This is a genomic window from Staphylococcus parequorum, assembly GCF_039237145.1.
In the GTDB taxonomy this organism is placed as follows: domain Bacteria; phylum Bacillota; class Bacilli; order Staphylococcales; family Staphylococcaceae; genus Staphylococcus; species Staphylococcus equorum_A.
The window spans coordinates 1591036-1612795 of the sequence record NZ_CP150682.1 but is presented as its reverse complement, the minus strand read 5'-3'; the positions used below and the strand labels follow the sequence as shown (position 1 = coordinate 1612795).

Annotated in this window: 17 protein-coding genes and 1 other RNA gene; 2 read left to right on the top strand and 16 right to left on the bottom strand. The window is 33.4% G+C overall.

Annotation, left to right across the window (positions count from 1 at the left end; genetic code table 11):
- Positions 1-75: 75 nt before the first annotated feature.
- From mnmA to sal, 3 genes are read right to left on the bottom strand one after another with little or no spacing between them, the layout of a single operon-like run.
- Positions 76-1188 carry a tRNA 2-thiouridine(34) synthase MnmA gene (gene mnmA / locus AAA453_RS07785; protein ID WP_069815461.1) on the bottom strand — a complete coding sequence of 371 codons (1113 nt, stop codon included), beginning with the start codon at positions 1186-1188 and terminating at the stop codon, positions 76-78.
- On the bottom strand, positions 1189-2331 hold the full coding sequence (locus AAA453_RS07780) for a cysteine desulfurase family protein (RefSeq protein ID WP_427704311.1): 1143 nt from the start codon (positions 2329-2331) through the stop codon (positions 1189-1191).
- 60 nt (positions 2332-2391) lie between these two features.
- Positions 2392-4023 (bottom strand): Sal family ABC-F type ribosomal protection protein, encoded by a 1632-nt coding sequence (gene sal / locus AAA453_RS07775; protein ID WP_427704309.1) that lies wholly within the window; start codon positions 4021-4023, stop codon positions 2392-2394.
- A 301-nt stretch (positions 4024-4324) separates the two neighbouring features.
- On the opposite strand from sal, the gene AAA453_RS07770 reads away from it, so the two are divergent.
- Entirely contained in the window at positions 4325-5323 is a 999-nt protein-coding gene (locus AAA453_RS07770; RefSeq protein ID WP_427704308.1) for an LLM class flavin-dependent oxidoreductase, read from the top strand.
- Between the two features lie 86 nt (positions 5324-5409).
- Here AAA453_RS07770 and AAA453_RS07765 read toward each other — a convergent pair whose 3' ends face one another.
- The 3 genes from AAA453_RS07765 to cymR all read right to left on the bottom strand — a co-directional run bounded on the left by AAA453_RS07765 (position 5410) and on the right by cymR (position 6349).
- Positions 5410-5574, bottom strand: a complete 165-nt coding sequence (locus tag AAA453_RS07765) for a hypothetical protein (RefSeq protein WP_427704306.1) — start codon at positions 5572-5574, stop codon at positions 5410-5412.
- A gap of 36 nt (positions 5575-5610) precedes the next feature.
- Positions 5611-5793, bottom strand: coding sequence for a CsbD family protein (locus AAA453_RS07760; protein WP_002507428.1), 183 nt, complete (start codon positions 5791-5793; stop codon positions 5611-5613).
- 136 nt (positions 5794-5929) lie between these two features.
- A complete protein-coding gene (cymR, locus tag AAA453_RS07755) occupies positions 5930-6349 on the bottom strand; it encodes a cysteine metabolism transcriptional regulator CymR (RefSeq protein ID WP_002507427.1) in 420 nt (139 codons plus the stop codon).
- A gap of 86 nt (positions 6350-6435) precedes the next feature.
- On the opposite strand from cymR, the gene AAA453_RS07750 reads away from it, so the two are divergent.
- Positions 6436-7713 (top strand): replication-associated recombination protein A, encoded by a 1278-nt coding sequence (locus tag AAA453_RS07750; RefSeq protein ID WP_427704304.1) that lies wholly within the window; start codon positions 6436-6438, stop codon positions 7711-7713.
- Positions 7714-7804: 91 nt separating this feature from the next.
- Here AAA453_RS07750 and AAA453_RS07745 read toward each other — a convergent pair whose 3' ends face one another.
- The 10 genes from AAA453_RS07745 to secDF form a co-directional block, all read right to left on the bottom strand.
- On the bottom strand, positions 7805-8575 hold the full coding sequence (locus AAA453_RS07745; RefSeq protein ID WP_285323304.1) for a tRNA threonylcarbamoyladenosine dehydratase: 771 nt from the start codon (positions 8573-8575) through the stop codon (positions 7805-7807).
- Between the two features lie 165 nt (positions 8576-8740).
- Positions 8741-8930, bottom strand: a non-coding RNA gene (gene ssrS / locus AAA453_RS07740) — 6S RNA.
- Positions 8931-8993: 63 nt separating this feature from the next.
- Complete coding sequence (aspS, locus tag AAA453_RS07735) at positions 8994-10760, bottom strand: aspartate--tRNA ligase (RefSeq protein ID WP_427704302.1); 1767 nt, start codon at positions 10758-10760, stop codon at positions 8994-8996.
- Positions 10761-10771: 11 nt separating this feature from the next.
- Positions 10772-12034, bottom strand: a complete 1263-nt coding sequence (gene hisS, locus AAA453_RS07730) for a histidine--tRNA ligase (RefSeq protein ID WP_427704301.1) — start codon at positions 12032-12034, stop codon at positions 10772-10774.
- Between the two features lie 330 nt (positions 12035-12364).
- A complete protein-coding gene (locus tag AAA453_RS07725; RefSeq protein WP_427704300.1) occupies positions 12365-13237 on the bottom strand; it encodes an N-acetylmuramoyl-L-alanine amidase in 873 nt (290 codons plus the stop codon).
- Entirely contained in the window at positions 13234-13686 is a 453-nt protein-coding gene (dtd, locus tag AAA453_RS07720) for a D-aminoacyl-tRNA deacylase (protein WP_427704298.1), read from the bottom strand. Before dtd ends, AAA453_RS07725 begins: the two co-directional genes overlap by 4 nt.
- A 13-nt stretch (positions 13687-13699) precedes the next feature.
- A complete protein-coding gene (locus AAA453_RS07715; protein WP_069815449.1) occupies positions 13700-15889 on the bottom strand; it encodes a RelA/SpoT family protein in 2190 nt (729 codons plus the stop codon).
- A 366-nt stretch (positions 15890-16255) separates the two neighbouring features.
- Positions 16256-16774: an adenine phosphoribosyltransferase gene (locus AAA453_RS07710; RefSeq protein ID WP_021339119.1), complete on the bottom strand. Its 519-nt coding sequence runs from the start codon at positions 16772-16774 to the stop codon at positions 16256-16258.
- Positions 16775-16786: 12 nt separating this feature from the next.
- A complete protein-coding gene (gene recJ, locus AAA453_RS07705) occupies positions 16787-19066 on the bottom strand; it encodes a single-stranded-DNA-specific exonuclease RecJ (protein ID WP_427704296.1) in 2280 nt (759 codons plus the stop codon).
- Positions 19067-19384: 318 nt separating this feature from the next.
- A complete protein-coding gene (gene secDF / locus AAA453_RS07700; protein WP_427704295.1) occupies positions 19385-21661 on the bottom strand; it encodes a protein translocase subunit SecDF in 2277 nt (758 codons plus the stop codon).
- Positions 21662-21760: the final 99 nt, after the last annotated feature.

Below are 21760 nucleotides of genomic sequence, written 5' to 3'. Positions count from 1 at the left end.
TAAATCATATTTTAGAAAAAGAAATCGTTAGTTACTATAATATATAGCTTACTAACGATTTCTAAGTAAAATGTATTAAACGACGTAACTTAACTGACCTGATTCTTTGAATACATCATCAATTGTAGCGCCACCTAAACATACATCACCATCGTAAAGTACGACAGATTGACCCGGTGTGATTGCACGAACTGGTTCAGCAAATGAAACGCGAATTGCATTGTCATTTTCTTTTTTAACAAATACTTTAGTATCTTTTTGGCGATATCTAAATTTAGCAGTACATTCAAAGCCTTCTTCTAAATCAACCGTATTCACAAATGAAATGTCAGAAGCGATTAAATAGTCACTGTATAGTGCCTCATGATGAAAACCTTGTTCTACATATAACACGTTGTCGTCTAGATTTTTACCTACTACAAACCATGGATCTCCATCTCCACCAATACCAAGACCGTGACGTTGACCAATTGTATAGTACATTAGTCCTGCGTGTGTACCAATTTTATCCCCTGCTAATGTAACCATATCACCAGATTGAGCTGGTAGGTATTGTGATAGAAATTCTTTGAAATTACGTTCTCCTATAAAACAAATACCTGTAGAATCTTTCTTTTTCGCAGTAGCTAAATCTTGTTCTTCAGCAATACGACGTACTTCTTTCTTCTCAATATCACCTATTGGGAACATAACACGAGATAATTGATCTTGCGATAATTGATTTAAGAAATAAGTTTGGTCTTTGTTATTATCGACACCACGTAACATTTCAACATGACCATCTTCATGGCGTCGTATGCGAGCGTAATGACCTGTTGCAACATAATCTGCACCTAATTTTAATGCATGTTCTAAGAATGCTTTAAATTTAATTTCTTTATTACACATTACATCTGGATTAGGCGTGCGCCCTTTTTTATATTCATCTAGGAAATAAGTAAATACTTTATCCCAATATTCTTGTTCGAAATTAACAGCATAATAAGGTATACCGATTTGATTACATACAGCGATTACATCATTATAATCTTCTGTAGCCGTACAAAACCCACTCTCATCAGTATCATCCCAGTTTTTCATAAAAATGCCTATGACATCGTAACCTTGTTCTTTTAATATGTGTGCCGTTACAGAACTGTCTACGCCACCTGACATACCGACTACCACACGTGTATCTTGATTTGACAACTATATTTCCTCCTTAAATTTGTGATAAATTTTGTGTATTTCTGCAGTTATATATTTAATTTCTTGTTCAGTCGTTTGTTCATTAAAGCTAAATCTTACAGAGTGTTTTGCGCGTTCTTCATTGCCATACATTGCTATTAATACGTGCGATGGTGTTGTTGTTCCTGCTGTACATGCGGAGCCTGACGAGACATATATATTAGATAAATCCAATAAGGTGAGCATCGTTTCTACATCAACGAAAGGCAAATATAAATTAACGATATGTCCTGTTGAATCTGTCATAGAACCATTCAATTCAAATGGAACCGATCGCTCTTGTAATGTCACGAGAAATTGATTTTTCAAATTCATTAAATGAACGTTATTATCGTTTATATGATTATTGGCTAAAGCCAAAGCCTCAGCTAATCCTACAATTTGCGGAAGATTTTCTGTACCAGCTCTTCGTTTTGCTTCTTGTTCTCCGCCTAATTGTGGGAATTGCAATATTGTTTCATCTTTGACTAATAACGCACCCACACCTTTAGGGCCTCCAAATTTATGTGCAGTAATACTCATCACATCTATGTTAAATTCATGAAAATCTATTTCAAGATGGCCTATTGCTTGAACTGCATCAACATGGAACAAAGCGTTAGATTCAGCGATGATGTCGTCAATGTCATACATAGGTTCGACTGTGCCAATTTCGTTATTAACAAACATGATTGACACTAAAATTGTTTCATCCGTAAGTGCTGCTTTTAATTGGTCTAGTTGTATTAAGCCTTCGTGATCCACATCTAAATAAGTGACTTCAAAGCCTTCTTTTTCAAGTTGTTCAAATACATGGAGTACAGAGTGATGTTCAATTTTAGATGTAATGATGTGTTTACCTTTATGTTGATGTTCGTACGCAATACCCTTTATTGCAGTATTATTAGATTCAGTAGCGCCACTTGTAAATATAACTTCACTTGGCTTAGCACTAAATATCTTCGCTACAGTTCTACGCGACTCATCGAGATATTTTCTTGCATCTCTTCCCATACTATGAATAGAAGAGGGATTACCATAATGAACGCTATAAACATCTATCATCTTATCTATAACTGCTTGTTTGACTGGCGTTGTTGCAGCATAATCTGCATATACTTCCATGTTTGACACTCCTAACAATTTTATCAATGTTCCAATGATAGCACCATCTAATCAAATTTTCTAGTTGTCTGTTTCAAAATGTCCACTTTCATCAATTGTTTTGTAATCATCTATTAATTTCAATGTATCGTCTGTATTTGACCTGCGATATTGAGTAAGCGTTAAATTATGAAGTTGCTTATTGGATACTTCCCAATGTGTTGCTGTAAATCGTGATTGTAAGTACTGGTCATGTGTGACAATAAGCACTTGACCAGTGAAACTATGAATCATGTCCATAATCAAGTCCTGTGTTGCGATATCAAAATAGTTTGTTGGTTCATCTAATATCAATAAATTGGGTCTCGAGAAAAATAATAATACAAACTGTAGCCTGCTTTTTTCTCCCATTGATAAATAAGTAATGGGCTCCTTAATTTTATCTTGGTCAAAACCAAATGAAGCTAAAATCGTTTGAGCGTGATTAAGTGTCATACCTTCTAAATCTAACAAAGTATTTAAAGGGGTCTCACAGTATGTTAAATTATCATTTTGTTGATCAAAATAACCTATTTTAAGTGAAGGTGTAATATAAATATGACCTTGATCAGGTTTTAATGTTTGTCTAATCAAGCTGATTAATAGTGATTTCCCACTACCATTGCGTCCTGTAAGCAAAATGTTTTCATTATTCTTAATTTCGAAATTCGCTTGATCATAAATACAAAGGTTATTTATTGAAATACTGAAATTTTCTAGCCTTAATAAGTAGCGTTTGCGCATGTTTTCATGTTGGTCAAAATAAAACCTTCTGCCATCTTTTTCAGGTTCTTCTAGTTTATTTTCGTTTAATTTTTGATTTAATTGTGACGCTTTTACTTTTGATTTTTGCGCTAATTTACTTAATCGCTTTTGCTCAGATGGATCGCGAACACTTGTTGTTTGCTTAGAAGCAGCATGCCATTCTTTAACTCTCTTGATAGTATCCTCAAGCTGCTTAACTTCTTTCTGCTGTTTTTCATAAGCATTCACTTGTGTTTGAAACTCTAAATCTATAATTTCTTTGTACTGGTTATAATTACCCGTAAATTTCCTTGTCTGCGTTCGATTTATTTCTATGATATGACTAGCAGTTGCATTGATAAATCCACGGTGATGCGATACATAAATGATTGTCCGCTTTGATTTATTCATGTGCGTTATTAAATCATTTAGCATCGTTTGATCAAGATGATTAGTTGGTTCATCTAATAGGATTAAATCTTTTTCTGAAATAATTGAACGTAATAATGCGACGCGTGTTTGTTGACCTCCGCTTAAAAGGCTAATTTCCTTGTCTAAATCAGTTTCGCTTAAATTAAATAAATTCGCCTGTGTTATAATTTTTTGTTCTAATTCATAGCCATTATATGCTATAAAATCAGCTATTTTTTCATAGTTATAAGTTATTTCTTTTTTTAATTTTAATATTTCTGGAAATAAAGATAAAATGAATTCCATTCCAGTTTCATAATAATAATCTGTCATTTCTTGCTTCATAAGATACGCATTGTCTCTATACTTTAAGTATAGTTCATTTAGTAAGGTTGTTTTTCCAACACCATTATCACCCACAAAAGCTATGTGTTCTCCTTTTTCAACACTTATATTTACGTGATTTATCAGCGTTTTACCATATTTTTCAAATGGTTTTTGAACATAATAAAAAGACATATCAATTTCCTCGCTTCCAAGGACATGACATGCCATAAATACATACTGCAATCAATCTATGCGGTTGCTTAATAATAGCTTATATTATTTACGACATGGTCATATCCTGTAACTTTTTCATTTAAATGTAGTTTTGTTAATTTATTCTCTTGATATTTATCCAATGTCTTCATCGCCTTAATTAAGCCACCTAACGTTTTTAATTTCACTCATTATAACAGTGAGCAGTTTCTTACGCAAGTTTTATAGCGACTGTTATACTTCAAGGTAATAACAATCATTAAGGAGGACAACGATAAACATGTACAATTTAAAATTATCAGCGCTTAATCTTGTACCTATTCGAGAAGGAGAAGATGATCAAGCTGCAATTAAAGATATGGTCAAATTAGCTCAAAATTTAGAAACGTTAGATTATAATCGCTATTGGATTGCAGAACATCATAATGCCCCAAACTTAGTAAGTTCTGCTACTGCTTTGTTAATCCAACATACATTAGAGCACACATCTAAAATCCGAGTGGGTTCAGGTGGTATTATGTTACCAAATCATGCACCATTAGTAGTTGCCGAACAGTTTGGTACGATGGAAACAATATTTCCAGAACGTGTAGATTTAGGTTTAGGACGTGCACCTGGCACTGATATGATGACAGCTAGTGCCTTACGTAGAGATCAACATAATGGTGTTTATGAATTCCCAGAAGAAGTTGAGCAACTCGCTACATATTTTGGTCCTGGTAATCAACAAGCATATGTGCGAGCTTATCCCGCTGTAGATAAACATGTACCACTTTATATCCTAGGTTCATCTACTGACTCTGCCCATTTAGCAGCACGAAAAGGACTTCCTTATGTATTTGCTGGTCATTTTGCACCACAACAAATGAAAGATGCAATTGAAATATATAAAGATTTATTTGAACCTTCTGATGAACTTAGCAAACCCTATGTCATCGTTTGTTTAAATGCCATTGTTGCTGATACGGATGAACAAGCTGAATACTTATCAACAACTCAAGCACAAGTAATGGTTAGTATAACTAGAGGTAGAATGCAACCACTTCAACCACCTACTGATGATTTAAAAGGTATTTTAACACCGACTGAATTTGAAGTTGCGCAACAACGTATGGTCTCTTCACTTATCGGCTCAGAAGAAACTGTAAAAAATAAAATTAAAACCTTTATAGATGAGCATGGCGATATTGATGAATTAATGGCTATCAGCTATATTTATGATCAAGAAGCTCAACTTGATTCTTATCGTAAACTTAAAAATGTAATAGATACGCTGTAAAATTCAAGTTAATGAAACGTTAAAATCCCAATCTACAAATTTGTAGATTGGGATTTTAGTTATTTACAAAATAAATTTAGCGAAGACTATTTTTCGTCTTTTTTATCTTCATCATTTTTATCATCACTGCCACCAGTGAATTTATCAATTTGTTCTGAAGCTTGTTGTGCTTTTTCGTTATCAGAACCTTTTAATTTTTCAGATACAGTTTTTGCAGTGTCTTTTGCTTTGTCTAAGAAATTTTCAGCCATAGTAATTACTCCTTTGAAAGTTAATTAAAACTTAAATTATTTTTTGAATTTATCAATAGCATCATTTGCTTTATCTTTTGCATTTTCTACAAATTCTTTAGCTTTACCGGAAGTTTTATCTTCCTTGCCTTCATTTTCTAAGTCTTTATTGTCAGTTACGTTACCGACTGTTTCTTTCACATTACCTTTTGCTTGTTCGAATTTATTTTCATCTGCCATGTAAATTACCTCCTTAGCAATGTATATAAGTTAAATACCACTAATCATTGTGTCTAAACATGATAAATAAAATAAATCCAATATTTTCTTTAAAAGAAATCATTGTGAACTATAAATTTATAAATTATAGTTAAATTTAAATATAAAACATATAACCGTCTAAATCATCAGTTTCTTTAAAATCAGCTAGATATTGTAAAGTTGTATTATCAAGTACCTCTCTTACAGCATCTCTCATTCTAATCCAAAGTTCTTTTTGTGCAGGTGGCTCTGATTCAATACTTTCTACAAATGTAATCGGACCTTCTAATAAACGTATAATATCACCAGCTGTTATTTCTTCCGCTGGTACTCTTAATTGGTAACCGCCTTTTGCACCACGAACACTTCGAATTAATCCAGCATTCCGTAAAGGACCGACTAATTGCTCTAGATATAGATCACTTAAATTATTTTCTTCTGCTATAGATTTTAATGATACGCACCCTTGTCCTTGTTTTTTAGCTAGGGAAATCATTAATGTTAACCCATATCTTCCTTTTGTTGAAATTTTCATTATATTACCTCACTTAATTCGAATACTATATATTAACATTCTATCATTTTTTACGTTAATATAGAATTAGAAAGGTGTGACAGATTGTGACGAACGAACCACTTGCATCGAGAATGCGTCCGAATAACATAGATGAAATTATTTCTCAAAAACATTTAGTAGGTCCAAAAGGGATTATTAGAAGAATGGTTGAAACGAAAAGATTATCTTCAATGATATTTTTTGGCCCTCCCGGTATAGGTAAAACAAGTATTGCAAAAGCGATATCTGGTAGTACGCAATTCAAGTTTCGACAACTCAATGCTGTAACTAATACCAAAAAAGATATGCAGTTGATTGTTGAAGAAGCAAAAATGTCTGGACAAGTAATTCTACTATTAGATGAAATACACCGTTTAGATAAAGCCAAACAAGACTTTTTACTGCCACACTTAGAAAATGGAAAAATTGTATTAATTGGCGCGACAACATCTAATCCTTACCATGCAATTAATCCTGCTATACGTTCGAGAGCTCAAATTTTCGAATTATACCCATTAGATGACGATGATGTCAGAGTCTCATTAGAGAGAGCAATCAATGATGCTGAACGTGGGCTCGCTACTTACAACCCTATTGTTGATGACGAAGCAATGACTTATTTTACTACACAAAGTCAAGGCGATGTAAGAAGTGCACTCAATGCTTTGGAATTGGCTGTATTAAGTTCTAAAGTGACTGATGACAATAGATATATCACACTAGACGATGCTAAAGATTGTTTGCAAAAAGGGGCTTTTGTAAGTGATAAAGATGGAGATATGCACTACGATGTGATGAGTGCATTTCAAAAATCAATTAGAGGTAGCGATGTCAATGCTGCATTACATTACCTAGCACGTTTAATCGAAGCTGGAGATTTACCAACAATCGTTCGACGTTTGTTAGTGATTAGTTTTGAAGATGTTGGATTAGCGTCACCAGCAGCTGGTCAACGTACATTAGCAGCAATAGAATCAGCTGAGCGTCTAGGTTTCCCAGAGGCTAGAATTCCTTTAAGCCAAGCTGTAATAGAACTTTGTTTATCACCAAAATCTAACTCAGGTATTTCAGCTATTGATGCTGCCTTATCAGATATACGTAAGGGGCATGTTGGTCAGATTCCTGACCACTTAAAAGATGGTCATTATGCAGGTGCTAAAGAATTAGGTCGTGCAATCGGTTATAAATATCCGCATAGTTATGAGAGCGGCTTCGTTTCACAACAATATTTACCCGATAAACTTAAAAATAGAATTTATTATGAGCCCAAAACAACTTCTAAAAGCGAACAACAATTTAAGTCTGTTTATGACAATATTAACCATTCACAAAAAAAGAAATAAAATGTATTATAAATCACTACAATCAATAAAAGGTAGCTCTCCAAAACGGAAAGCTACCTTTTTAAAATAGTTATTGATGACTGAGCATTTTTTATTTTTTGTCTTTAATACGCGTAACAGGAATGTCTTTTAGAATATCATTAATTACATAACCCGCACTGATTAATCCAACTACACTAGGTACAAAAGCATTTGAAGATGGTGGCATTTGTCCTTTTCTCGTTGGTGCATTAGCATCCCCCACTGTATCCTTAACATCTTCTCTAATTACAATTGGACTTTCATCTGAAAAAACAACAGGTATGCCTTTATGAATGCCTAATTTTTTTAATTTACGTCTTATAATTTTAGCCATAGGATCTGTATGTGTTTTAGAAATATCTGCCACTTCAAAACGTGTTGGATCTATTTTATTGGCAGCACCCATGCTTGAAATCACGGAAATCCCTCTATCTAAACACTCTTTCATTAAGTGTACTTTATAAATGATTGTATCACTTGCATCTACAAAATAATCGATATCATATTCACTGAACAATGCTTCATAAGTCTCTTCCGTATAAAACATATGCAATGAAGTCACTTTACAATCAGGGTTAATTAATTTAATACGATCCTCCATCAAAGTCACTTTACTTTGTCCGATTGTAGAGGTAAGCGCATGCAATTGACGATTGACGTTAGTGATATCAACATCATCTTTATCAATAAGAATGATATGACCAATATTTGTACGTGCCAAAGCTTCAGCAGCAAATGAACCAACACCACCTACGCCTAGCACAACAACTGTCTTTTCTTTTAATAATTCCAAGCCTTCTTGACCATAGGCTAATTCATTTCTAGAAAATTGATGTCTCATCTAAATACTCCTTATTATTATTAATATGCTATAACAAAACTATTATAACATTATCATATATTTATATTTACAAAATGCATTATTTATCTTACATTATTTGAAATCGTAGCATTCACATTTTAAATTTCAGCAAAAAAAATACGCAAGACCGAAGTCTTGCGTACGATAGAGTCCGTTAGTGCCGTAGTTATAAAGTGCTTGATCATTCGGCCTGCTTATAACAGGTGGGTGCCCTGTTTCTTGTTTTGCAAGTCCTCCTTTGAGGCGTGTGCGCTGCAAGAAAACCCATTGGGCTCCCGGATCAAAGAGTGTTAGGCCCAAATATGAAGCAAACTTACGAACACTTCAGATGACTATCTTATGTGAACATCATAACACATAATCTCAAATTAGCAAGAATTAAAACTTCTTGCGCTAATTAATGACGAATACGTAATGAAAGTTCTTCTAATTGATTTTCTGATACTTCACTTGGTGCATCTGTTAATAGACATGTCGCAGATGCAGTTTTAGGAAAGGCAATTGTATCACGTAAGTTTGTACGATTCGTTAATAACATAACTAAACGGTCTAATCCTAATGCGATGCCGCCATGTGGTGGTGCACCATATTTAAAGGCATCTAGTAAGAAACCAAATTGTTCTCTTGCTTGTTCGTCTGTGAAACCTAAAACTTCGAACATTTTAGCTTGTAAATCAGCATCATGAATTCTGATAGAACCTCCGCCTAATTCATAACCATTCAAAACAACATCATATGCATTGGCTTGAACATTCTCAGGCTCAGTGCTTAATTTTTCAATATCTTCTTGTTTTGGTGAAGTGAATGGATGATGAGCTGCAGTATAGCGTTTAACATCTTCATCATATTCAAGTAATGGCCAATCTGTAACCCATAAGAAATTCAATTTCGTTTCATCAATCATGTTTAACTCTTTCGCAAGTTTAAGACGTAAAGCGCCTAAACTTTGTGCAACAACACTTGGTTTATCTGCTACGAATAACACCAAGTCACCTGCTTGCGCTCCAGTTAGTGATTGTAACTTTTCAACATGATCATTTTCAAAGAATTTAGCGATTGGTCCATTTAAACCATCATCTACAACTTTTACCCATGCCAAGCCTTTAGCACCATAGATATTTACAAATTCTGTTAAAGCATCTATGTCTTTTCTTGTATATTTATCAGAAGCACCTTCAGCTACAATTGCCTTAACTTGACCATCTTTATTGATAGCATCTTTGAATACTTTAAAGTCCATAATTTCACCAAGTTCTGAAACATTGATTAATTCCATGCCAAAACGTGTATCTGGTTTATCTGAACCATAACGACTCATAGCGTCGTTATATGTCATTCTTGGGAATGGACGTGGTACTTCAACGTCTTTCACATCTTTAACAACATTTTGTAACATTTCTTCGCCCATATCCATCACATCTTCTTGATCTACGAAGCTCATTTCAATATCCACTTGAGTGAATTCTGGTTGACGATCAGCACGTAAATCTTCATCACGGAAACATTTAACAATTTGATAATATTTGTCAAAACCACTAATCATTAATAATTGTTTGAATATTTGGGGTGATTGAGGTAATGCATAAAATTCGCCACCATGCACACGTGATGGTACTAAATAGTCACGGGCACCCTCTGGCGTTGATTTATTTAATACGGGTGTTTCTATATCATAAAAACCTTCTTGGTCTAAGTATTGTCTAATAGAACGTGTTGTTTGGTGTCTCATTTTAAATGTTTGTGCTAACTCTTGGCGTCGTAAATCAAGATATCTATATTTTAATCTGATATTTTCGTCAACATTTTGATTTTCTTCATTTAATGCAAATGGAGGCGTCTCAGATTTATTGATAATTTGGATATCTGAAACTTGTACTTCAACCTGGCCAGTTTCAATTTTTGGGTTTACCGTTTGAGGATCACGTTGCTTAACTATCCCTTTAACTTCTACCACGTATTCTGATCTAACAGTTTCTGCAATTTGTAATGCTTCTGCTGAAAAATCTGGGTTAAATACGATTTGAACATAACCTTCACGGTCACGTAAATCAACAAAAATTAAGCCACCTAAATCTCTACGGTTGTGTACCCAACCTTTTAATGTTACTTCTTGGTCTAATAACGACTCTGTTACTAAACCACAGTATGTTGTACGTTTACTCATGATATCTCTCCTTAATTTTTGAAATAATTAACCATTTCATCTAATTTAATAGTTTCAGTTTCACCTGACTCCATATTTTTTACATTTATTTTATTTTCTTCTAGCTCTTGTTCACCTACGACTATTGTATATCGCGCATTTAATCTATCTGCTTGCTTCATTTGGCCCTTAACTTTACGTTGTAAATAATCTTTATCTGCTTTCACACCATTTTTACGTAAATCATTTAATAGTTTCACAGCATAACGGTCCGCTTTATCGCCCATTGTTACAATAAATAAATCAAATTCATGATTGGCATTAAGTTCAATTTGTTCTTCCTCTAGTGCAAGTAACAATCTTTCAATACTTAACGCAAACCCTATACCAGTCTGGCTTGGTCCATCTAATAATTCTAATAAACCATTATATCGTCCGCCACCACACAGTGTAGTAATCGCACCATCATAATTAGGGTTATCCATCATTAACTCGAAAGCAGTATGTGTATAATAATCCAATCCTCTAACTAAATTCGGATCTTCTACGTACGGAATACATAAATCATCTAAATGTTGTTTTACTTCTGCGTAATAAGCTTTTGATGATTCATTTAAAAATTCTGTAATACTTGGAGCTGTTTTTATTTCTTCTTTGTCTTTATCGATTTTACAATCTAAAATTCTCATTGGATTTGTGTGTAATCGTGATTGACAATCACTACAAAAATGTTCGATTACAGGTTCAAAATGATTCACAAGTGCATCATTATATTCTTTACGAGAATTTATATCACCTATACTATTAATAACAAGTTTTAAGTGCTTCAATCCAAATGACTGATAAATATGCATTGCCATTGCTAGTACTTCTGCATCTACACCTGGATTTTCAGCACCAATAGCTTCTACACCAAACTGAGTGAATTGGCGATATCTCCCTTTTTGTTTTCGTTCATAACGAAACATTGGTCCGTTATAATATAATTTAATAGGTTGATTCGGAATACCTTGCATTTTATTTTCTATATATGAACGCACAACTGCTGCTGTACCCTCTGGACGTAATGTGATATTTCTGTCGCCTTTATCTTTAAAGGTATACATTTCTTTTTGAACAACATCCGTTGAACCACCTACACCACGCGCAAATAATTCAGTACTTTCAAAAATTGGTGTACGAATTTCTTCGTAATTATACAATTCCATGAGTTGATCTAACTTTGCTTCAATATAACGCCATTTCTTTGTTTCCTCTGGTAAAATATCTTGAGTCCCTCTAGGTATATTTATCATAGAACCTCTCCTTTTAAGCAATAAAAAAACCCTTGCATGACTAATAGTCATACAAGGGACGAATTTCCGTGTTGCCACCCTAATTGGTTATAAATATTTAAATTTATAACCCACTTCATACGAATAACGTTCGTTACACGGCTTTATTTTTAAAGCACCTCTTCTTGTGTTAAATTTCTAAATTACTAAGCATAATTTTTCAGCCAGGAATTATGTCTCTTCGCATTGTTTAAATGCTACCATTTCGTTTAGAACTTTCAAGAATTATAGCGGTTTTAATATAGAATTCATATTTAATAATAACGAGTTTACGACTAATATGCAACCTTTTTATTCTGAGAAGTATGCACGTAGTCCATCAACAACTGCTTTTTCTACAATTTGTCGATGTAATTGGTCTCTAATCATATCTTCATCTGTAGGATTACTAATATAACCTAATTCTAATAATACTGCTGGTACATCTGTTTGTCTCAATACTTGGAAGTTTTCTTGTCGTGCGCCTTTATTTGTTAATAATGCTTTCTTTTGTAGGCTCGCACTCAATGTCTCTGCTAATGCTTTTTGATTTTTCTTAAACCAATAAACGGTACTACCATTTGCTTTAGCTGATTTTAATGAATCATTATGTATACTAATATAAGCATCACCTTTAATATTTCTATCGCTAAGACTGACATATTCATCTGAACTACGTGTCATATTCACTGTTGCACCTTCTTTTTCTAAAAGTGCTTTAAGCTCTTGAGCGGTTTTTAAAGTGTATACTTTCTCTTTACTATGTTTATTTGTATTACTTGATGCCCCCTGATCACGTCCACCGTGACCAGGATCAAGTACAATTATTTTATCTTTTAAAGGTTTAGCATTTTTGTTAGCGTCTGCTTGAATATTTAAATTCGTATGCCAACCAGCCACCCAGCCTTTTTCATTGTTACCGGATTCTACTTCAATCCACTTACCAGATTCGCCAATTTTATGGAAGTTTTGTCCCTTTTTGATTGAATTAATTTCTGGATAAACAGCGTTAGGTCCAGTTCTTAATTCTGCATCTTCAGTAATATAAATCGTACTACTGTTTTCATCATTATGATTTAAGAAAGCAATAATCGTAATAATGAAAATGACAAATGCTACTGCGACAATAAATGTGGGGATATTTCTAAGATTATGTTTTTCTAACCAAGTATCGAGTTTTTTCATACTATTTTGCCATCCTGACTTTCATAAATCACTGTTACAGGTCCATCATTAGCAATATTCACTAACATATCCGTACCAAATTCGCCTGTTAACACGTTTATTCCATAAGAACGTAATGCATCGTTAAATATTTCATAATATTCATTTGCCTGTTCTGGAGGCATAGAATGAGAAAATCCTGGTCTGTTCCCTTTTCTAACATCTGCATACAATGTAAATTGTGATATAGATAAGATTTCACCTTCTACTTGTTGAATATTTAAGTTAAGCTTGCCATCATTATCTTCAAATAACCGTGCATTCACAATTTTTTTTGCTAATGCAGAAATATCGGCCTCTGTAGATGCTTTACCAACACCAACAAATAGGCAATATCCTCTTTTTATTTTATTTTCTATATTTTCATTAGAAACCGAAGCTTCCTTTACTCTTTGTACGACTATTTTCATGTATGTTGCACCTCTAATTCCAAACTCTTGTGACAGTATATACATCGCCGAGTTGTTTAATCTTGTCTACAACTTGGTAAACTTCATTAACATTTTTTACCATAACACTAATATTAATCACAGCATTTTTATCTATATCTGACTTGCCAGATACTTTCACTAAATTACTTTTAGTTGAATTTACAGCTTGTAATACTTCATTTAAAAGCCCATTTCTATCATAAGCAGAAACTTCTAAATCTACTTGATAACGTTGAGTGGCATCTTTAGAACGTACCCATTCTACGTGAATCAAACGGTCTTTTTCACTTTTAATATTAGGACAATCTGTTCTATGTACTTTAATGCCATGCCCTTTAGTGATATAACCAACAATATCATCACCTGGGATTGGATTACAACATTTTGATAATTTGATTAAGACATTTTCAATACCTTCAACATAAACGCCACTATCCGTTGTAATGTCATCTTTAATAGGTACTGATTTAGAAATTTCTTGTGCCGAATTCAATGCTTTTTGCTTATCTTGAATACGTTGCTTTTCAGTTAATTTATTCACTATTTGTAAGGCTGTTACCCCTCCAAAACCAACTGCAGCAAATAAGTCATCATCGTTAGCAAAATTATATTTATTATTTACTACGGCGATATTTTCCTCATTTAATACCGTGTCTACTCTAAAACCTTGATCTTTGATTTCCGCTTCAATCATAAATTTACCCTTTTCAATGTTTGAAGAACGGTCTTGTTTTTTAAAGAAACTGCGAATTTTACTTTTAGCACTTGATGATTTAACAATTTTCAACCAATCTCTACTTGGACCATAAGAATGTTTACTTGTTCTAATTTCAACAATATCTCCAGTCTGCAAGACATAATCTATAGGTTCAATTTTACCGTTTACTTTTGAACCTATCATTTTATTACCTACTTCACTATGAACTGCATATGCAAAATCAATAGGAACTGCACCGTAAGGTAATTCTACAACGTCACTTTCTGGCGTAAACGCATATACTTTGTCACTTTGTAAATCAAATTTAAGTGTTTCCATAAATTCTTCAGCATCTGACGTAGTATTGTCTGTTTCTGCAAACTCTTTAATCCAATTTAACTTTTTATTAAAGTTTTGTGCTTTCTCTGTTACTTTCTTACCTTCTTTATATGCCCAGTGCGCTGCTACACCATGTTCAGCGATTTCATGCATTTCAGAAGTTCTAATTTGTATTTCAAGTGGATCGCCGTTTGGACCAACAACCGTTGTATGTAATGACTGATACATATTTTGTTTTGGCATCGCAATATAATCCTTAAATCTACCAGGCATCGGTTTCCAAAGCGTGTGTACTAAGCCCAGTACAGCATAACAATCATTGATAGAATTCACGATAATTCTAACAGCTAACAAATCGAAAATTTGATCAAACTGTTTCTTTTGTTTAACCATTTTTCTATATATACTATATATGTGTTTAGGTCGACCATTGATTTCCCCAACAATATTCATGCTAGACATATCTGCTTGTATACGATTTATAGCATTTTGAATGTAATCTTCTCTTTCACTACGTTTTTTCTTCATTAAATTAACAATTCTGAAATATTGAACGCTATCAATGTATCTAAGCGCTGTATCTTCCAATTCCCATTTAATAGTATTGATACCTAATCTATGAGCCAAAGGTGCATAGATTTCGAGCGTCTCTTTAGAAATTCTAATTTGTTTTTCTCTTGGCATCGGTTTGATTGTTCTCATATTATGTAAACGATCTGCCAATTTAACTAAAATCACACGTACATCTTTAGCAATTGCGATAAATAGTTTTCGATGATTCTCCGCTTGTTGTTCTTCTTTTGAACGATATTTCACTTTTTTTAATTTTGTTACACCTTCTACAATAACTGCAATTTCTTCATTGAACATACCTTGAACATCATCAAATGTATATGGTGTATCCTCGATTACGTCATGTAAAAACCCTGCAACAATTGTTGGTCCATCTAAATGCATTTCAGTTAATATGCCAGCAACTTGAATTGGATGCATTATGTATGGTAAACCATTTTTTCGAAATTGACCTTCATGTGCCTCATAAGCAATATGATAACTTTTCAACACATATTCATAGTCTTCTTTTGACAAATATGATTTGGCTTTGGATAGTACTTCATCAGCACTATATGGATATTCATTGTTCACTTAAGACACCCCCATACTAAATATTAATCGCTATTAGATACCCAGTATTATATTCCGTTAGTTTTATCTAATCTTATTTAACTACGATTGTAACGTATTTTCATTTTATTAGGTCAAATTTTGTATAATAGTTATATGATACTACATGTTATTAAATAAATAAATGAGTTCATGTGAGTATTGGGGAAATAAAGTTTATTTTTAAATATTATATAGTGTGTTCAAGTGAATGATATTCATAACAAAGTCTCAGATAACTACCCACAATACAACCTATTGTAATAAATTGGATATATTTTAAATTAAAAAAAGAAGCCAGGACATAAATACATGTCTGAGCTTCTTTTGTTATATTACTTTTATATTTTATTCGTCGTATGAGATTAAACTCATTACGTCGTAATCTTCTATTTTTTCAATACCGTTAAGATATTTAAGTTCAATGATAAATGCAATACCTACAACGATGCCACCTAATTGTTCAACAAGTTTAATTGCCGCTTCAATCGTTCCCCCTGTAGCTAATAAGTCATCCGTAATCAGCACACGTTGACCTGGTTTAAGCGCATCTTTATGCATTGTTAACACGTTTGTACCATATTCTAAGTCATATTCATAACGAATTACTTCTCTTGGCAATTTACCTTCTTTTCTAACTGGCGCAAAACCAATACCCATTGAATACGCTACTGGACAACCTATGATAAAGCCACGTGCTTCAGGTCCAACTATAACATCTACATCACGGTCTTTAGCATAATGAACAATTTGATCTGTAGCATAACCAAATGCTTCACCGTTATCCATAATTGTTGTAATATCTTTAAAGTTAACTCCAGGCTTTGGCCAATCTTCTACTTCCGACACATACTGTTTTAAATCCATTCAAACTTCCTCCTATTTATCTACCAGTTCAGACTTAATCCATTGCTTTAAATTATTAAAATCTTCATAAAGCAACATTTTTTCAACTTCAATTCTTTCTAAACGACCTTGATAATACTTACTCGATTCAATGGCTTTCTTAGTAGAGTCGCTATTTATCTTAATTATACCATTTTCATCTTTGATAAACTCTAAATCTAGGAAAACTTTCAAGATGAATTTAAGCATACTAGACTGTATATTTAAGTATTGGCAAAGTTGCATTCCATCTTTAGCTAAATTAGTTTCCTTTTTCATAGCTAACGCTTTAAAGCATTGTTTGAACGTTTCCATTTTTGGCATGCCTTCGAAATAAATCGAGCGTTCATGATTTAAAACAAGATAAATTTGTGAAACTTCTACGGTTTTCAAAGTATCTTTGATTTCTTGTATAGAAGCAGGCAAATCACGAAAAACATATTTATCATAATTTTGCTGAATTTCATCACCATAAAAGTAATAATTTTCGCCTAGTTTTTCACTTTTTTTATGAATAAGGTAAGCTACATCCGTTGAATTTTGCTCAAAGCCACTCACTTTACTTTTACTTCGATAATCAAGAATTTGTAAATTATTACTTGATAAGTCTTGTATCATGAATTGAGGTGATTGAAAACCATTCCATTCATTAATTTGCAATGTACCAATACAATTAATTGGTTGTTGTTCCCCTAATTCTTTAACAAGGTGCCCATTTTGCCAAAAGATAGCCTGTAATTGACTTTCACCCATTACGAGTTTGAGATGTTTCTGTTCTTGGCCAATCCCTTTTGCTTGATTGACAATGACATCTTGTAATTCAAAGCATGGACTAGAAAAGTCTGTGCCAAAAGGACGTAATCTTTGAATATCTTGAATGTTTTTTATTGTAATATCAGCTTCTGAAATTTTAACGTCTACTTTTTTACGTGGCTCAAGTGATGTTGTTTCAGCAAGTTGAGTCATCCAATCATTTAATTCTTGTCTCAGTGTTTCAATGTGTTCTATTGGCATCGTCACACCTGCAGCCATATGATGACCGCCAAATTTTGATATTAAATCACCATGTGCATTCAAAACTTCGAACATTGAGACTTGCGCTATACTACGAGCTGAGCCTTTTGCATGGCCTTGCGCCTCATCGATATTTAATATAAGCGTTGGTAAACTATACGTTTCTACAACTTTAGATGCCACGATGCCTAAAACACCTTCATGCCAATTGGGTTCAGCTAATAATAAGAATTTAGCGCCTTGTTGTACTTGTGCTTCAGCTACTTGTAATGCTTCTTCAGAAATTTGTGCAACGATATCTTTACGTTCTTGATTAAAGAATTCGACCTGTTCAGCTAGAAAATCTGCTTCTTCATCTGTTTCAGCCATTAATAATTCTGCAGCAAGCGCAGCATCTTCTAGTCTACCTACTGCGTTTAAACGAGGGCCGATGATAAAACCGATTGTTTCTTCATTAATTTCATCACTGTAACCAGCTTGTTTTAAAATCGCCCTTATAGATGGTGGACAATGATTGTTAAGAACTTCTAATCCTTTTTGAACTAAAGTTCGATTTTCATCCGTTAAAGAGACTAAATCAGCAATTGTTCCTATAGCAACTAAGCCAAGGAAATATGCAGGTGGTTCATCCAATAAATTCTGTGCTAATTTATAAGCTACGCCAGCACCACATAAGTATTTGAATGGGTAATCAAATTCCGGATGCATTGGATGCACAATTGCATAGGCATTAGGCATCGTTCTACCAATTTCATGATGGTCTGTCACAATCACATCAACGCCTAAATCTTGTACCATTTGTATTTCTTCATGGCCTTGTATGCCATTATCTACAGTAATAATGAGTGAAATCTCTTCTTCATAAGCATTTTTAAACGCCATTTCATTTGGGCCGTAACCTTCAGAGAAACGATTCGGTATATACCAACCTACGTGTGCGCCTAACTCTTTTAACGTATTTACGAGTATAGTTGTAGACGTTACACCATCTGCATCATAATCACCATATACTAAAATCTTTTGATTTTGGTCTATCGCCAAATTAATGCGTTCGACAGCTTTAGTCATATCGCTCATTAACAATGGATCATGTGTGACTTGAGTGCCTTTTAACAAATCATCAATTGATGGTTTATCAGTTAAACCTTTACTTTCTAAGATTTTCTTTACAATAGGAGTTAGCTTTAATTCTGATGAAACTTCCTCTGTAATCTCAGTTTCTGGTGCGTTAACATCCCAAGTATACTTGGATTTAATCATACTATTCTCCCTCATTTCCACAAGCAATTATACAAAAGATATTCGAAAATAAAAAGTACTTACATTTAAACAAGACTTTCTATTATATTTATAAAACGAATACCATGTTTTTAAAAAATTCACAAATACATCTTAACATGAAAAGTAATCTACTTTAGCTTATTAACTATAATTCGTATTTAAAATTACTTTATTTGTTAATACCTTTTAAAATCATAAAAAAACAGCCCGAATTTTTAATTCGAGCTGTTTCACTTTATTTGAAATGTTTTAGTTATAATTGACACTAGAATTCAAAGTACTTACATCCTGTGCAAGTTATACTAAGATTTTTTCATCATTTGATTTTTTCTCTTTATAAACGACAATCTTATGATCGTCTGATTTTTTAAGTTGACGTTTCTTCATAATGCCCCATAACGGTACTGCGATAAATACAGATGAGAACACACCTGAAATCAGACCGATAAGTAATGCTAATGAGAAATTAAAGATACTTGGTGAACCCAATACTAGTAACGAAATAACTACGATAACTACTGTTAAAACTGTATTAATAGAACGTGTCATTGTCTGACGAATCGATCTATTAACAATATCGTCTATTTGAGATTTTTTCGTAATCACTTTTACTTTGTGTAAGTTCTCCCGGACCCTATCGAATGTAACAATCGTATCATTGATAGAGTAACCTATAATCGTTAATACTGCTGCGATAAAGGTAATATCTACCTCTAATCTAAATAAACTAAATACAGCAACAATGATAAACGCATCATGTAGTAGTGCCAGTACTGATGATAGTCCCATACGCCATTCAAATCTAAATGTAGTATAGATAATAATACCAATAGCAGCATATATAAGTGCAAACATGGCGTTTTTAGCAAGTTCTTGACCAATCACTGGTGAAACTGTATTGACTGTTGGATCATTACCAAACTCATTATCTATAGTGCTCTTAATTTTAGCAACTTCATCTTTAGATAAATCATTTTTAAATTGTACAGTAGCATTTTGACCATTTTCACCAAGTGAAACCTGAGTCGGTTTGAAATCTTTATCTTCAAGTGTTTGAGTCACTTTTTCCTCTGACACTTTATTTTCAGATTCAAAATCAACTCTCGTACCACTTGTGAAATCAATACCTAAATTCAATTTGAAAATGAAGAGAATGATAGCACCGATAATAATAATAAGGACACTTAATGATAACAATGGCTTAGCCAATTTCATAAAGTCCCAACGTTCATATGGCGTTTTCAAATCATGGACGTCTTTTTCTTCATTGATATTATAGATTTCTTTCTTATTTACACCAAATAACCAATATGATTTTTTGAAGTAATTAGATGACACTAGTAATGATAATAGCCATCTTGATAAGAACACTGCTGTTACAAAGATCATTAAGATACCGATGAGTAACATAGTTGCGAAACCTTTAACTGAACTTTCACCAAAGAAGAACAACACTGCGGCTGCAATCACAGTTGTTAACTGTGCATCGACAATGGTTAAGAAAGAACTCTTATTCGCTTTTTTATAAGCTTGTTTGAGTGTCCGTCCAATTTTGAGCTCGTCTTTAATCCGCTCATACATTATAATGTTCGCATCGACAGCCATACCGACACCTAACACTAAGGCTGCTAAACCTGGTAATGTAAGTACACCAGATATAAAGTTAAATGCTAGCATTGTTAAATATATATACGCCGTTAGCGCAATAATTGCTACTAAACCTGGCAAACGGTAGAAACCTAACATGAATAGATAAATTACTGCAATACCAATTATAGCAGCAAACACTGTTTTATCTAATGCGTCTTGACCAAACTGGGCACCGACTGAATTAGAATAAATCTCATTTAAATCTACTGGTAAGGAACCTGCATTCAATAAATCAGCAATTTGTTTTGCTTCTTTGATGCCTTCTTCACCATTAAATCCACCTGAAATTTCAACACTATCAGAATTAATCGGTTTATCTACTGAAGCAGCTGAAACGAATTTCGGATCTTTTTTACTCACTTCTTTATGGTAAGAATCACCTTTTTCGTGATCTAACCAAACAACCATGACGTTTTCATCTTTTTTCGAAATTTCTTCAGTTACTTTTTTGAATTTATCACTATCTTTTAATTTGAAAATAACTGCTGGTTGATTCGTATTCTCTTTAAATTCTTGTTTTGCTGAACCTTGCTGGATATCTTTACCAGTCAATTTGATATTGTCATCCGCATCACGAATTGTTAAATTTGCTTGTGATGATAAGACCTCTCGGGCTTCAGATTGGTTTTTAACACCCGCAAGTTGAACACGAATTCTATTTTTATCTTCGACTTGAATTTTTGGTTCGGAAACACCTAAGACGTTGACACGGTTTTCAAGCGTTTTCGCTGTTGATTTAACCGCTTTATCGTCAATTTTATCATCTTTTTGTAAAGGATCTACTTGATATAAGACCTCAAATCCACCTTGCAAGTCCAAACCAAGGCTAACGTCTTTAACTACACTCTTATAAGTAAATGCCATAGCTCCCAACAACAGACCTACGAGCACTATGAATGCAACTATTCTACTACTCTTCTTCACTTGAACACCTCATTGTAAGCTTATGTTATAAGAATACTTGATTAAATCATTTTAATGCAATTTTATACAATCTATACTTTCTTCTAAACGACCTTATTA